At 32.1% G+C, this 15,388-nt stretch carries 12 protein-coding genes; 4 read left to right on the top strand and 8 right to left on the bottom strand.

The window, feature by feature from the left end; genetic code table 11:
• Nucleotides 1-133: 133 nt before the first annotated feature.
• From hlyIIR to MNO09_RS12480, 4 genes are all read right to left on the bottom strand, one after another.
• The gene (gene hlyIIR / locus MNO09_RS12495) at nt 134-739 is read right to left on the bottom strand and encodes a hemolysin II regulator HlyIIR (RefSeq protein WP_000520488.1); all 606 of its coding nucleotides are present in this window, start codon (nt 737-739) and stop codon (nt 134-136) included.
• 465 nt (nt 740-1,204) lie between these two features.
• On the bottom strand, nt 1,205-2,443 hold the full coding sequence (hlyII, locus tag MNO09_RS12490) for a hemolysin II HlyII (protein ID WP_000709379.1): 1,239 nt from the start codon (nt 2,441-2,443) through the stop codon (nt 1,205-1,207).
• Between the two features lie 301 nt (nt 2,444-2,744).
• Nucleotides 2,745-3,980, bottom strand: a complete 1,236-nt coding sequence (locus MNO09_RS12485; protein WP_000791595.1) for an N-acetylmuramoyl-L-alanine amidase — start codon at nt 3,978-3,980, stop codon at nt 2,745-2,747.
• A 453-nt stretch (nt 3,981-4,433) separates the two neighbouring features.
• Nucleotides 4,434-4,727, bottom strand: a complete 294-nt coding sequence (locus MNO09_RS12480; RefSeq protein WP_000209273.1) for an ArsR/SmtB family transcription factor — start codon at nt 4,725-4,727, stop codon at nt 4,434-4,436.
• A gap of 713 nt (nt 4,728-5,440) precedes the next feature.
• Here MNO09_RS12480 and MNO09_RS12475 point away from each other — a divergent pair.
• A complete protein-coding gene (locus tag MNO09_RS12475) occupies nt 5,441-5,806 on the top strand; it encodes a hypothetical protein (RefSeq protein WP_088107051.1) in 366 nt (121 codons plus the stop codon).
• A 366-nt stretch (nt 5,807-6,172) separates the two neighbouring features.
• Here MNO09_RS12475 and MNO09_RS12470 read toward each other — a convergent pair whose 3' ends face one another.
• On the bottom strand, nt 6,173-6,613 hold the full coding sequence (locus MNO09_RS12470; protein ID WP_000773513.1) for a hypothetical protein: 441 nt from the start codon (nt 6,611-6,613) through the stop codon (nt 6,173-6,175).
• Nucleotides 6,614-7,246: 633 nt separating this feature from the next.
• On the opposite strand from MNO09_RS12470, the gene MNO09_RS12465 reads away from it, so the two are divergent.
• Nucleotides 7,247-8,500, top strand: coding sequence for an ATP-binding protein (locus MNO09_RS12465; protein ID WP_000513013.1), 1,254 nt, complete (start codon nt 7,247-7,249; stop codon nt 8,498-8,500).
• A gap of 361 nt (nt 8,501-8,861) precedes the next feature.
• On the opposite strand, the gene colA is transcribed toward MNO09_RS12465, so the two are convergent.
• Together colA and MNO09_RS12455 are read right to left on the bottom strand one after the other, a co-directional pair.
• The gene (gene colA / locus MNO09_RS12460) at nt 8,862-11,777 is read right to left on the bottom strand and encodes a collagenase ColA (protein WP_000679576.1); all 2,916 of its coding nucleotides are present in this window, start codon (nt 11,775-11,777) and stop codon (nt 8,862-8,864) included.
• Nucleotides 11,778-11,980: 203 nt separating this feature from the next.
• Complete coding sequence (locus MNO09_RS12455; RefSeq protein WP_000115592.1) at nt 11,981-12,658, bottom strand: MgtC/SapB family protein; 678 nt, start codon at nt 12,656-12,658, stop codon at nt 11,981-11,983.
• A 303-nt stretch (nt 12,659-12,961) separates the two neighbouring features.
• Between MNO09_RS12455 and MNO09_RS12450 the strand changes: the two genes are divergently transcribed.
• Nucleotides 12,962-13,480, top strand: coding sequence for a GNAT family N-acetyltransferase (locus MNO09_RS12450; RefSeq protein WP_241950166.1), 519 nt, complete (start codon nt 12,962-12,964; stop codon nt 13,478-13,480).
• Nucleotides 13,477-14,394, top strand: a complete 918-nt coding sequence (locus tag MNO09_RS12445; protein WP_000749721.1) for a hypothetical protein — start codon at nt 13,477-13,479, stop codon at nt 14,392-14,394. The genes MNO09_RS12450 and MNO09_RS12445 overlap by 4 nt, the downstream gene beginning before the upstream one ends.
• A gap of 21 nt (nt 14,395-14,415) precedes the next feature.
• Here MNO09_RS12445 and MNO09_RS12440 read toward each other — a convergent pair whose 3' ends face one another.
• The gene (locus MNO09_RS12440; RefSeq protein WP_000249890.1) at nt 14,416-15,324 is read right to left on the bottom strand and encodes a VOC family protein; all 909 of its coding nucleotides are present in this window, start codon (nt 15,322-15,324) and stop codon (nt 14,416-14,418) included.
• Nucleotides 15,325-15,388 lie beyond the last annotated feature (64 nt).

Genomic DNA, 15,388 nt, shown 5'->3' with positions numbered 1-15,388 from the left:
AATAATTAATAAATCAAGCCATTAATCTATAAAGTATTTGAATGAAGTGTCGAAAAAAGCCTAATTTCTCTACAATACATTGAGAAATTAGGCTTTTTAATAGGAAAATTAGGATTCATAAACAATGCGTAATTTATATATTAGGCTTATCTGTTAAAGCAGAAATAATCCTGTTCACTAAGTCTTCTGGCATCCATTCATGATTCGTATCATTCGTTTCATTTGGTCCTAAAGAATCAATGAACTTTTTGAACTTTGGAAATAAAACAATTGAAGTGATCCAATGTATCGTATGATTTATAGAGAAGAAATGAAAAACTCCTTGTTTTTCGCCCTCCTGTAATATTTCTTTTAACTGTTCAAAATTACCTATGAAATATGGTTTAATCTTTTCTAATCTTGCACTTTCCTTAATAATCTCCTCATATGCCAATGCTCCAATTTCAGGATTTTCTTTTATATGTGTAGCAAAGACTGTTAAATATTCTTTAAGAGCATTGATAGGATTAAATTGATTCTTCTCAAGAAAATTAGGTAACTCATTAGCAAGGCCATATTTCTTAAACACTTCATAATACAGGTTTTCTTTCCCATTAAAATAGTATGAAGCCATAGCAACATTTACTTTCGCTTCTTTTGCAATTTCTTGTATGCTTGTACCTTCGTAACCACGCTCTCCAAATTTTTTCTTAGCAGCCTTCAAAATATTTTCCATCGTCTGCTCTCGAGATTTCCCCATTTCACACACCTCAAATAATATATATTTCACTTCAAAAATCCAATAAGGACTTTGAATAGAGTATCTTTTTAATGAAATTTAATTATATATTTAAAGTAGTAACTTAACAACCGATGAAGTCTTGATTACTTTAAACAATTCGCCACACAACGTACACCTCAAAAAGAAACATCTCCTGAATCTCTCCTACCCTATGTCACCATACAAAGAATTCTTTTAAAAATGAAATAAAAATAAACACCATACTTAAAAACAATATCCCCCTGTGTAGCATAAATAGCTTTCAAATACTTCATGCTCTTTTCTAATTGAGTATAAAAATGAACAAAAAAATAATAAGGACCCGAGTTTATCTATTTTTACAGATAAACTTGGATCCTTTCATTACATTATACAAATTTTCAAAAACCTTTATACTCATATCTTGATGAAATAATTCTCCATCAATTGTACCTCATTTACTGATTAGATTTGTTTAATCTCAATATAAGGTCCTTTGATGTTTAATTTGTTAATGTCATTTGAGATATTACCTACAGTTGTTTTTTCATTAAACGTGTAGACCTTTTCACCATTTACAAAGATACCCCAATTTCTATCTTCGTAACTGATACCATAACCAGCATTGCTAGATGTCGCTTTGAGTTGGTTTCCATTCATTGAAAAAGATAATTTCCCTTTTCCTTTGTTAAGTTGGTTATTCACATTGTTGATACTACTCATTTGTTCTTCAAGGGCTTTATGGTTATCAAGAGTAACTTGATGGTTTTTCCAGTCTAATTTATAGTTGTTTGTAAAGAACTCATTATATGTATCTTTATTATTTGTTCCCCACCATTTTGAACTTACCCATTCGATATTGTACTGATCTGAAATTCTACGATTTGTTATTTTTAAATCGGATGTAGATTCTGTTTTATCAGCAGTAATAACTGCTACTACATTAGGAGAAAAACCGTATCCTGTTAAAGCTGGTACTGTATCTTTTGAAACAAAATTATTCGTTCCTTCATTATAACTACGTGATTTCATAAATAGTTGATTACCATAGAAAGTATTAAATGTATCACGATTATAAATTCCCCACTCTGGAAAATTAAACGATTGGAATCCTACTTTCCAATTTAATTTTTTATCTGTGTGAGTCTCTAATACCGTTTTATAGTCTACTTGATCATAAGATACACTTTCTTTCCAAGCGAAGCTACCTGTAATACTTGCATCGGCATTTGGCCCTTTATCATTTACCCCAACTTTAACACTTCCACCAAGTGTATACCCTACTTCAGAAGTAACCTTTGCTGAAGTCATTGTATTAACTGGGGCAGCTTTATGAAATTGAGCGCTATCAACACTTGTTATTTCTGCTTCAGTATGATACGCTGATGGCCATTTTAAACCTGCGTTATAGTATCCGCCATTAATTGTATATTTAGCATCTATATTACTACCATCTGTTGTAACAATTGCGATTTTTTTATCTGCATAAGGATCCTCAATAAAAGAAACCTTTATTGAATTTTTGATATTCTGCTTCATGTCATAAGTAGTTTTAAAACTATTATAGACTTTTCCACCATTTTGAAGATTTTCTACAGTTCCTTTAGAATCTGCAAATGCAGATGTTGCTTGTACACCAAGTGATCCAGACATAATAACGGACGCTACCGCAACACTTTTAACTATTCCCTTTGCTTTTTTCATACAGACATCCACTCCTTCTTAAACATTTAAAAGGTATAAACATATTATTTTTAGCTCTCAATACTAGAGATAGGTTCATAACTTTACAATGTAGAAATTTATTAATCTTTATGACAATAACTATCAACACTTGTTTTTCTAATTTCCATCTCTTTTTTACTGATAACTATTATCAATATTATTAAAACACATAATAACGATTTAAACAACAATTTTAAATATGTATTTAAAATTGTTGTTTAAAAAAGTGTAAAAAAATTATAGAATTCTTTATTTCGAGAATTACTATATTTTCATTTACTTATTGCAACCTATATTCAGATACATTATTCCCTTTCCATTCATAATAATCTAAAATCCCCTCATAAATGGCTTCTGCTGCGACCTGCCTTCCGTTTTCTGTAGATAACTTACTATAATCGATACCATTATCTATAAAAGCAAGTTCCGTTAACACAGCTGGCATTTCATTTTCTCTTATAACATGAAGATCTCCATGTTTAACGCCTCTATCACGTGTTTGAAGAGCGTCTACTAATCGAGTTTGAATTTTTTCAGCTAAAACACGACTTTCTTCCACATGAGGATTTGTTTTTTCAGATTTAGAAGATTTATAGTAGTATGTTTCTGTCCCTTTTGCATTACCATTATAAGCATTTGCATGAACACTTATAAAGATATCCCCCTGATTTTGTTTAGCAAATTTAACACGTTCCTGTAAAGAGCTTTTTTGATCATGTCCAGGTCTATTATCAGATTCACGAGTTAGTAAAACTGTAAATGGTGTATGTTTTTCAAGCAATTGTTGTAGACGTAAAGAAGTGTCAAGTACAATCTTACTTTCAGGTAATCCCTTTGTGTCTTTTCCAGGATCTGCGCCACCATGTCCGGGATCAATAATTATTGTCTTATTTTCTAAAGGATTACTTTGACTATATTGAAGCATATCTGTTTTTGCGGTTAGTTGTGCAGCTTCAGCGCGTGTTATGAACCTATTTGGTTGCCAACCATTATCTGTACCAACTGAAATTTTTAAATCAATTAAAGTATTTGCGAACTTTTCACCCCAATGTCCCTTTAAATCTTCAAATTTACTTTGTCCATTGCTAGTGTTTTTATTTTGTAGTTTATATGCATTCACTAGCATAGTAGCCATAGCAGCACGAGTAACTTTTCCAGAAGGATTAAATATTCCATTTCCTTCACCTTTAATTATTCCTGCCTTTTCAGCTGCGGCGATATAAGGGGTTCCCCAGTGGTTTTGTGAATCTTTAAAAGATGGTTTTGCATTTAAATCAATGTGTATACCAAGAGCCCTTGTCATAATGGTTGCTGCAGAAGCTCTATCTAGTGTATCACTTGAACCAAAAGTTCCATCTGGATAACCACTCAATACTTGTTTATCAACTAAATAATTAACGGATTTGTCAGCCCATGCAGGAACATCTGGGAATTTGTGAGTATCTGCAAAAATACTAGTAGAATAAGATAGTAAACTTCCAGCAAGAATTCCTGTAGCAATTAATTTGTTCTTCAAAATTTAGCACCTCTAAAAAATTATTACAAGTTGGTAAATTATGTGTACTATAGTTAATCTTTAAATAATATGAATTCGAATAAAGTATAGATTAAGTTGGCGTCATCACTATATTATAAGATAAAGAATCTAGTATAGAATTATCATTCCGAAAAGAATCCTTCGACATACACTTATAGATTGAGACTATTACATTTATTCACCAACATTGTGTAACTAGTATAGTTACTTATATATATGAGTGTCAATTAAAACAACCTTACATTTTTGTAAGGTAACCAAATTAATAATATATCAAGTAATTATTAAATAATGTAAATAATTATCTTTTATTTTAAGAACAGATTGATTTAAGCACACTCCTTCTAAATTATCATTGATGCCTCTTTCAATTCCTAATGTCCCTCTTAAAAAGGGCACTTTTGAAAAGTGCTCTTTTTAAGAATTATGAAGCTACAAACCTAGAATTCCTACAATCTGGCGAGCCTTAACATTATCAATATAATAATGCATCTCTAATCCTCGTCTTTGTACACGGAGCACAGTTCCCCTTAATTTTGATAGATGCTGTGAAACAGTGGATTGTGGGATTCCTAATATTTCTGTCAACTGTGTAACATTACACAGTTTATGGTGCATTAATTCATTTACAATTTTTAATCGAACGGGATGTGCCATTACCTTTAATACATATACATCTTCCTCTCGGATTTTAGCTAGATCTCTATTAGATATTAATGTTGTCATTTCGCATTCCCCTTTATTATTAATTTCTATTTTCCAATTATCCTTATAAGTAGTACTTATAGATATTTACCATTTGTCCTGTTGAGAAAATGTATTCTCGTTCTTAAACAAAAAAAGACACCAATCCAATAAACAGCTTTTACTGTTCCAATGAATTGATGCCCTCTAATTTTTAGCCAAACTATATTTTGTTTTAAAAGGATTATTTTATAGTCTATTATATGATTTTAAATGAGACTTAACATTCTTTGTTACATAAAAAGTAATACTTTTCTCCCTAGTTTAAGTACAAATTTAAATTCTGATTTTTCTTTCTCACATTGTAAAATTAAGATGAAATGTTTCTTCATTTCATCTTATACAGCATATATTATGTATTTCTCAACACCAATAAACGTAGCTAAATCCCCTATAATGGTACCTCCAGATGGTAGCTGTCATTCCTTTTTAAAAGACCCTTTTCTTTAATTACAGGGCTTTTTAACTTTCCTCAATTAAAATATCCTTTTTATTTCATTATCTTGTTAACCCCAATGATATGTAAACCTCTTTTAATCTATTAATCCCCTATTACGCTCCTTCATGTAGAGATAAGGGAGACTTCTCGTTCAAATAATAAATTATGCATCATTGCATTTGATAACTATTTTCGTTGTAACTATACTTATTACAGTAATGCTATTAATCCAAATACTCTACGTGGAGGTTTTATTATGTTTAAAAAAATTATTGTATCTTCTATGGCGCTTACTATGTTGGGTGGGGCTGCAACTATGCTAGAAACACCTACTGCTCAAGCAGCTTCTTATAACTCAACATCATCTTCTTACTTTGATGTCACTCCCGAAGAAGCAGCTGCTTTTTATCAATCTCAGGACTATAAAAAATTAAAAGCCTTTATGGATGACTTTGAAGCTAGAAATCCTTATGTTCCTGGTGGAGGCTATGCTCAAGGTAGTGTCCGTATGCAAAAATTCAATGATGTCCTTAGAGCTGCTAAATTAACAAATGTATACCAAGAATTTATTAGAATTTCGTACTACAATCATTATCCAGAACCAAATAATCAAAACAAATAAAATGCTTATTACTTTAACTTAGCCTAATTTTAAATGTATAGCCTAAAACTAGAAAAAACCACTTATATAAGGGGATTTTTCTAGCTTCCTATGTAATTCAGCTGAATACTGAGTTATTTTTATTTTAAGATTACTCACAACCGACATCCTCTTTTTTTACACAAACTAGTAAATTAGCTATAAAAATATCAAAATGTATTTATAAATTGTTGAAAACAATTCCCTTCTGTTTAATAGTAAAAAGCGAGCACCTTCTCGTAATTACATAAGGTGCTCGTTTTTATTTTCATGTGTAATTCTCGATTTAATATAGTTACTTTCTAGTAAGTAAAAACTAAATTAACTTATAAACAAGGCTTTTTAAATTTAATTTATAGATTTTACTGCAACTTGGAATTGTCCCTTAGAACCATCATCATTTGAAACGTAAATTTTATACGTTCCAATTGGTAATGGAGATAAAGCATTCCGTACATTTGTAACATTAATTTTTTGTTCTCCAGGTTTTATATAACCACCAACAATTAGCTCCATATTTGGACCTTTCACACTATATCCCATTGTATTTTGGCCATTATTTTTCATAAAGAAGCTTAAATTTTCACTCCCATTATATACAAAAGAAGTTACAGCCTCTCCACTATAATCCATTGTTTGAGTTAATAATAAGTCTACAGGAACATGTTCGACTATATGAATTGTATCATTCGTTTTGTGTATTTCTTCAGCATAAGTATTATTTCCTAACACACCAAGTGTTAATGCTGAAATTACTCCACAACTAAGCACTAGTTTATTTAACTTCATTTTAAGTTCCCCCTTGATGTTTGTAATCTATTACCATCATACCTTTTTTTTCAAGTGCGTTTTTATGTAATAATTCATATCTTTAAACCTATATATTTTAACTTTATACCTTAATAGTTATTGAAAAACTCACATTGATAAAGCTACAGTATTATGATACTAAAAAAGAACATGCAAATTTCAAAGTCCTTTTTAACAAAAATTCATACAACTAAGTACCAAAGCACTCAAATAAATAGCATTTCCATTTTAGATAAAATATACTAATGAAAAATTTTGAAATTTCCACTTTATAATTTGATATATTCCATGTTAATATAACGTAGGCTACAAAATATGATTCACAAGATATATTTTTTCACAGAATATCCATACTTAAAAACCCATTATTTTATTAGTAACTCAATCCCAGTTTTACCTATACAAAAGTCAATTACTAGTTTCATATGTATAAATATCTAAGTAGGTTTTTTATCTATTATTTTTCCTAACTTCCTTATCAATTCTAATACGATTAATATAATAGTACTTTTCAAGTGCCCTTCCTTTTTTAGATAAAAAGTCTACTGATACTAAACATCTAAGTTTAACTCATACATAACCCAATATACAAACTATCGGAGATGCAAAACTATGGGAATATCTACTCTTTTATTAAATACCTTTATAATAATAATTTGTATCCTTAGCTACCACGTATTTTGGCTAGAATTTAAAGAAAAAATAACATGTAATAATATATTGATTTCTATCCTTTCCTCCATTGCTATTATTTTTTGCATGACTTTTCCTTTTCATCTACATGCTGGATTTATTTATGATTTACGTTTTATTCCTATCATATTAGTTTTTCTATATGGAAATACAAAAAACATTGTTTTTATAGGAATTTTATATCTTTCTTATCGATTTTTCTTAGGCGGAAATGGAGTTCTTCCATCATTTATTATCTTTACTATTATTTCTGTTATAACAATGCTCTTTCGTTACTTATTACCAATGTATGTTAAAGAAAAAAAGATATTATTAAGCTTGCTTCTTATTTTAGTATGTACAACTTCACTTTCTATCTGCGGTATTGTAACTCAAATAAATACAGGTGGTAAAATTGACTCTACTCTCATAGAATTTTTATTAAATTATATAATCATTAATATATTTACAGTATTATTATCAGTGTATTTAATTGAGGGAATGATCGAGAAATATAAAATGAAAGAAAAGCTGCAACGGGCTGAAAAATTTTATATAGCTAGCGAACTAGCCGCGTCCATTGCACACGAAATCCACAATCCACTAACCACAGTACACGGATTCACTCAATTGTTAAATGAAAAACATGCCTCTAAGCTACCTCAGGATCAGTACTTAGAAATCATGTTAATTGAAATGCAACATATACAATCTACTATTAATAACTATTTATCTTTAACAAAACCACAGAACACCCTAAAAGAGAAAATAGATATTAATCATATTTTAAATCAAGTGAAAGACACTATTTCACCACTCGCTCTATCATACAAAGTTGAAATAATACAAAATAGTACAAATTCCTTTTATATAAATGGAGACCCCGAAAAATTCAGGATCTGTCTAAACAACATCATACAAAACGGAATTGAGGCCATGATAAATGGTGGAGTATTACAAATAAATATACAGAAAATTAAAGGTAATATTATAATCGATATTATTGATTCAGGGGTTGGAATGTCCTCTCAACAAATAAAGCGGATTGCTTTACCATTCTATTCAACAACAGAAAAAGGAACTGGGCTTGGTACTATGATTGCCTATAGTATTATTAAAGAATTAAACGGTGATATAGAAATAGAGAGTAAATTAGGTCAAGGTACACGATTTTCCATTAGTATCCCCTGCTAATATGACGTAATAAGTTAAACGTAATAAGGACCAGAGTATATCTGTTTTTACGGATAAACTCTAGTCCTTTAATTAAATCAAACATACTTAAATTTTATTATTTTGCTCACATCTCTATGAAATCATAATTCATCGATTGTATCTCATTTACTGATTAGGTCTACTTAACTTCAAGATAAGGTCTCTTAATACTTGATTTCTTAATATCATTAGATACATTACCTATAGTTATTTTTTATTTTAAATATTAAATTTTTAACATTCGTAAAGATACAATATCTTCATAACTGATATTGTAACCTGTATTACTTGATATAGACTTAAATTGATTTCCATTCATTGAAAGACAATTTCTCTTTTGCTATTTCACTTCTACCGTATAACCCCCTGTTCCTCCGCCATACTGATACACATGTAAATAATATTTTCCTGGATATGTGTAGTAACTTCCTACTAACTTATTCCCGTCTTGCTGGGCATACGTAACATAATTATTTAAATCCGCTTCTGAATAAAGAACCCAGTTTACTCCGATATTATTTTCCTTCGTTACATTAATTTGTAGGTTTTTCGCAGTTTCCACATTTATTTCAAAGTAATCACTCGTATCACCATTTCCTAAACTAGCACGTAAAACTTGATTTAATTGCAGTTTATTCGCTGTCTGGAATGAGTTATTTGGCTCTTTTTCGACACTGTTATCTTCTTTCTTTTGAACCGTTACATTCGTTGTAACCGTATTCGTTAATCCTTTGTCATCTGTTACTGTTAATTTTGCCGTATATGTTCCTTCTTTTGTGTATACATGGGTCGGATTTTGTTCATTACTTACAGTACCATCACCAAACTCCCATTTATAAGCAACAATTTTCCCATCTTCATCTCTTGATCCATCGCTTTTAAACGAAATTGCTTCATTTACATTTCCGTTATATGGACCATTTATAACCGCAACTGGTGCTTTATTCACAGCACCTTCTTCTGTATTCATACCATGGAATACAACATCATATTCAAATTGTCCTGATGCATTCACACGATAATTCACAAAATAAGCTGTTACTGTTTTATAACCTGTCCATTCTTTTGCACTTAAACGTTTTAACGTATCATTTACGTTTTGTGTAATTGTTTTCCAGTCTTCATATTCCCCTTTTGCAGTAGTACCTGTATACGTTCCTTGCAGTGTAAATGTATTAAAGAACTGTGATTTATTTTTCTTAACTGACACATTACTTAATTTTGCTTCTGCTGTAATTTCTGCCGCAATATCTGAAACTGGTTTTGGTGCGTGAGTTGCTAAATAATCATCTGATACTAATGGAACATTATATTTCTCTCGGTTATCGACTAACATTTGCATATAGTCTTGATACTCTTTATTTAAATTCGTATCTTTACTTAATGCAGAGCGGTATGCATCATATGCTGTTACATCATTTTTTCTAATAAGATCATGAACTTTGTCAAACATATCATATCTCTTATTGTACATATACGATTGTAAAGCGAAGGAATAATTATAGAAATCCCACGTTCCATACTTTGCATTTAACGTTCGCTCTGCCGTATAACGTTCTGCTGGATTTGAAGATATCCCTCCTATAATACTCTTTCTCGGTACAACATTATCTGTTCTCGTTGCCCCTGCAAAAAACTCCGCATTCCCTTCTTCAAACCAGGATAATCTCTCGTTCTCATACATCTTACCTTGTCCCCAAAGCCCTGGTACTTCATATCTACCTTGCAAGTAATGCGTGAACTCGTGTCGGAACAATTCTTCTAAACTATAAATACTTTCTTCTGGCGTACGTTCATAAGTAAAGAACGTACCTGTTCCTTCTATATAAAGACCTCCGTTATTCGTTTCATACCCGTACAATTGACGGTTAAATTGATACTCAGCTGGACTATTATAAATAACCATCGTTAATACATCATCAGGATTTCCTTTTTCTAAAGGTTGATCACTTTCAACCGTACGATGGAATTGTGCCTTCACTTCTTTTGCCGCCCAATATAGACGTTTTACCTTTTCTTCTGTCACTTTATCTCCAGCTTTTAAAACAATTGCACCATCATCAAACGTATACGTTTTCGGCAAATACTTTTTCTTCCCATCTTCTCGTATTTGATCTAAATTAACAACATTTCCATTTGCATCTTTCCCGCCATAATTCGTCGCGATTTGCTCAGCCGCTACGAAATATTGCTCTCCTAAATACGGATACATTTTCATCGCGTCTGTTACAACTTGCAATCCTTTCGTTCCTGTACTATGGAACGTACCAACTCTACCTGTATAATAAATACCATTATTAATTAACCAACCATTCTTCTCTGTCACCGTTCCAATTAAAGCAAAACGACTTAATTCATTAATATAGCTATCAATTTTTTGGTACCATACTGTATCTTTCGGTGCTTTTCTCGTATCGTACAAATACGATTGAATGTCGTAATCAACACCTTGCATAATATCGTAAATCGCATTTCCAGCTGATAGATTGTCTACCAATGTAGAAAAATTATCGTTATATTGTTTGAAAATCTTTGCAGCTGATGTTATCGTTTCCACATCACTCGAAGCATTTCCTATTAATTTTCCGTATGATGATACAACTCTATTTTGTTCTAACGTACCAAGTTTAAAATTCGGGTTATTCGCAATCGTTTTTAATGCAGGTAAGCATTTATCATGATAGCTCCGCTCATTTAGTTTACTTAATTCTGTATGATAAAATCCTAAATAAAACCCTGAACGTAATACCTCTACTAAAGTCTCAATCCCTTTGGAATCATCTTTCGTATAAGCTTGTCCTTGCTGCTTCAATTTATCAATAATTGCCTGCATCCTACTATCATTTTGATAGAATGCAAGACTATCCTTATTAAACTGAAATAGACCCGTAATTTGCTCCCAATTGATTGTTACAAGTAAATCTACTAACTGCTGATTGCTTAATTGATTTAATTCAGCAATTGTATAAGTTTTCGCTGCAGCTAATTGCTTACTTTCCTTTTTCACTTCAGGTGGTCTTTGCGACAAATCAGCAAATTGTAGCCTTTTCTCAAAAGACTTGCTTTCAAGCACTTTTGATGAATGAGCTAATTCTTGCACTGGTAGTTGTACACCAACTGGCTCCATTTTGAGCACATTCCGATAAGAAACTTGCTCTCCCTTTGTACTTTCTGCCAATGTGCTCCCTTGAAAACTTCCTAACATTAAACTAGCAAAACTTACCCCTACTAACACTTTTTTTGAATAGCCTTTCATGCTCTCCCCTACCTTACATTTTTTAGTGTCCCGCACCATTATTTTACTATTCTTACTTTTTATTCTGTATTGAGAAAAAATAAGGGAACGTTCACACATGTATCCATACCGCGCAAAATTAACACTTGACTTTATGTGAATTTTATATCAAAAAAAGATAGATAATAGCGAAATTCCTGCTATATCTATCCTCGTTTTCAACGCTATGATTTTAACTTTATAAACGTAACTTCCGGTAATGTTTGCATATGCTGAATAAATTCATTCTTTTCTTCTGACGATATATTTTTTAGCTGCATCCCTACCTTATAAACTATTTCCGTACCTCGCTGTAAAGCTTCCACTTCATATGACAGTATTGGAATGCCTTTCACTTGAAGCATTTCTAATATTTGCTGTACCGCCTCATGTTTATTTATACACATTTGCACTGTTATATTTTGCGGAAATAAAAATTGCACCTTAAAAATACGACTCACAATCTCTAAACCAATTAAAACGAGAATCGTCGCTCCAATGCCTACTACATACATGTCAGCCCCTATTGCTAATCCAATTCCTGCTGTAGCCCATAAACCAGCCGCTGTCGTTAATCCTTTCACTGCCTGTTTTTGAATAATAATTGTACCTGCACCTAAAAAACCTACTCCACTAACAACTTGCGCTGCAATACGGCTCGGATCAAGAGCCATATGTTCTTCATTCATAATATCTGAAAAAGCATATTTCGAAACGACCATTATTAATGCACTTCCTACCGCTACTAGGAAATGTGTTTTTAATCCCGCTTCTTTTGATCGAATTTCCCTTTCAATACCGATTATTGCTCCTAACAAACCCGCAACACCGATTCGTATAATCAAATCAAAATTTACACTCACGAGCCCTTCCCCCTTTCATTCATTATAGATAGATAAAACAAAAATTATCACACACATCCATTTATCGATATAATAACATTTCATTAAAATATACTTAATATCCTAGGTGATTTATGTTAATATTTTCAATATTAACATAAATAGAATTCAGCCCACTTTTTATACGAAAAACCATAAACTTTACTTTCCATTTAAAAACGGGATATGGATTGCATAAAATGAGGTTGAGAAAGTTTAGAAAACGCTTACATTTTGCGCCGTATTTTTTTATACATACTACATAAATAAAGGAGCTTACTAACAATGAGCGTCTCTTTACTTACACCTACTATCGATTTACAAGAAGAATACTTAGATTTTTATAACGAATGGAAAGATAGCGGTGAAACGATGATTCCGTGGGTTATCTCAAAAGATCCCTCTAATTTCACGGCAATGATTCAAGAACTTCACGATGCACATAACGGAATAAACCTCCCTGAATCTTGGGTACCAGACTCTACGTATTGGCTCGTTACAGATGAAAATAAAATTGTAGGAGCTGTTAATATACGTCATAGTTTAACCGAACATTTATTTAACGCTGGCGGTCATATCGGTTATGGCATTCGCCCTTCCGAAAGAAAAAAAGGTTATGCTACGAAGTTATTAGAGTTATCGCTAGAAAAAACGAAGGAATTAAACATCGAGAAAGTACTTGTCGTTTGTGACGAAGTGAATACAGGATCAGAAAAAACAATTTTACATAACGGCGGGCTTCGTGATGATGATTTCATCGAGGAAGATGGAAATGTAGTAAGAAGATTTTGGATTGAGCTATGAAAAAGTCATCCGATAAAAATAATCTTGTTATAGAGAAATATAGTAGAAGTAATGAGCTAAAAGTAAAACAACTTATTGATTTATACAATGAGGACTCTTATCTATTTAACTTATTACGAGATAATAAAACAAAATGTGCATATGTTGCCTACTATAAAAAAGATGTAGTAGGCATCTTTCTCACCTGGAATAATAACTTCCATCCATACTGCACATACTTTCGAATATATACGAACCCTTTCTATTCAGTGCTACACATAGAACAAATTTTATTAACCGAGATTCTAAAACGAGAAAACTTCAAATTACCATTAAAAACCTCTATATGGGAAACATCGGCTCATTTAAAAGCCTATTATGAAGAACATAATTTTACGGAAATCCGAAGAACATATATGCCGATATTAGACGTACGAAAAATCATAGCTATCGATACAATGCTTCATTCAAATTATGATGTACAAACCTTATCAAACATCTTGTCTAATAATAGCTTCTTTGAAAAGCTAGCTCACTTAGTAAAAACGAATTATGAGGATACTCACTTAGCAAATCCCGTTGCCTCATACCCGCTCGAAACTTGGAAAGAACAGATGTTAACTGATGATGTGTTACTAGATGGGAGCTTTGTAATGATAGATGAAGAGAATAAAATTATTGCGTACTCTTTCCTCCATACATCAGAAAAAGATAATACGGTAGAACTAGGATGGTGTGGGACTCACACTACAGAAAATTTATCCTTACTGAAACTTCTCGTTTTCAAACAAGCTATGTATGCAAGTAAACATGGTTATTCTTTCATTCAAGGTGAATTCGATTCAACGAGTATATATGCAATGGAGATATTAAAATCTTTTCCTTTCAATCCTTGTGCTACTTGGATTACGTATCAAAAAGAAGTCGGAAAGTGATTATACACCTTCCGACTTCTTTTATGCTGTCTCTATTTCAAACTGCACTGTAATACCACTAGGATCTACTACTGTAAATCCGTTTGTACTTTCGTTTACTTTATGTTGTTTTTCTATTAATCTTTCTTTCACTCCATCTAACGCTTCTTTATGCGGTAATACAATTGTATATACCTTAAGTCCAGTTGCATACGCTGGTGGATGAGGATTATTTACTCCGTTCCACGTATTTGCACCGATATGGTGATGATATCCTCCTGCAGAAATGAATAAGCAGTCATCTTCACGCTGTTGCACTTCAAATCCTACTGTCTCTACATAAAACTCGTGTGACTTCTCTACATCCGCTATTCGTAAATGTACGTGCCCAACGACAGTATTAGCAGGCAACCCATCAACCTCATAATCAACGAGTGTTGCCAGTTCTTTTAAATCAAGCGGCGTACTGCCTCCTGGTCCTTCTCCCCATTGATCGCGCGGACGGTCTGCATAAATTTCAATACCATTTCCCTCTAAGTCTTGTAAATAAAAAGCTTCGCTATACGTATGATCACTTGCACTATTAAACCTTGAAATTGGTAAAATTTCATTTGAATATGTATAACGCCCTTCTTGCTCAGCCGGGCTATCAATTACGTGCTTATTACGAATCACACCAAATAATGCCGAAGCAAACGCCTCACGAGTCGGAACTAAAAAGGCTACATGATATATACCAGTCGTACGCGGCTCTTGCAGTACCCCGTCCTCTAACTTTTCAAGAACAAGTAACGTGTTCTTTCCACCTTTTCCTGATAAATATGCTTTATTCGCCTCTTGCTTAATTACTTCTAAGCCTACTACATTCTCATAAAATGCAATTTGGCGCTCTAAATTTTGCACTTTAAATTCAACATGACCAATACGTGTTTTCGGATGAATTTGTACCATGAATAACTCCATCTCCTTATCCTGATATTTTCCTATTTCATATAACCGTTACTATGAAGGATAC

This window comes from Bacillus sp. N5-665 (assembly GCF_022637375.2).
GTDB classification, from domain to species: domain Bacteria; phylum Bacillota; class Bacilli; order Bacillales; family Bacillaceae_G; genus Bacillus_A; species Bacillus_A wiedmannii.
This window is presented reverse-complemented; position numbering and strand designations above follow the sequence as displayed.

Bases quoted from the DNA above. Each gene is read 5' to 3' on its own strand.
- hlyIIR (WP_000520488.1), bottom strand. From the start codon at position 739: ATGGGGAAATCTCGAGAGCAGACGATGGAAAATATTTTGAAGGCTGCT.
- hlyII (WP_000709379.1), bottom strand. From the start codon at position 2,443: ATGAAAAAAGCAAAGGGAATAGTTAAAAGTGTTGCGGTAGCGTCCGTT.
- MNO09_RS12480 (WP_000209273.1), bottom strand. From the start codon at position 4,727: ATGACAACATTAATATCTAATAGAGATCTAGCTAAAATCCGAGAGGAA.
- MNO09_RS12475 (WP_088107051.1), top strand. From the start codon at position 5,441: ATGTTTAAAAAAATTATTGTATCTTCTATGGCGCTTACTATGTTGGGT.
- MNO09_RS12470 (WP_000773513.1), bottom strand. From the start codon at position 6,613: ATGAAGTTAAATAAACTAGTGCTTAGTTGTGGAGTAATTTCAGCATTA.
- MNO09_RS12465 (WP_000513013.1), top strand. From the start codon at position 7,247: ATGGGAATATCTACTCTTTTATTAAATACCTTTATAATAATAATTTGT.
- colA (WP_000679576.1), bottom strand. From the start codon at position 11,777: ATGAAAGGCTATTCAAAAAAAGTGTTAGTAGGGGTAAGTTTTGCTAGT.
- MNO09_RS12450 (WP_241950166.1), top strand. From the start codon at position 12,962: ATGAGCGTCTCTTTACTTACACCTACTATCGATTTACAAGAAGAATAC.
- MNO09_RS12445 (WP_000749721.1), top strand. From the start codon at position 13,477: ATGAAAAAGTCATCCGATAAAAATAATCTTGTTATAGAGAAATATAGT.
- MNO09_RS12440 (WP_000249890.1), bottom strand. From the start codon at position 15,324: ATGGTACAAATTCATCCGAAAACACGTATTGGTCATGTTGAATTTAAA.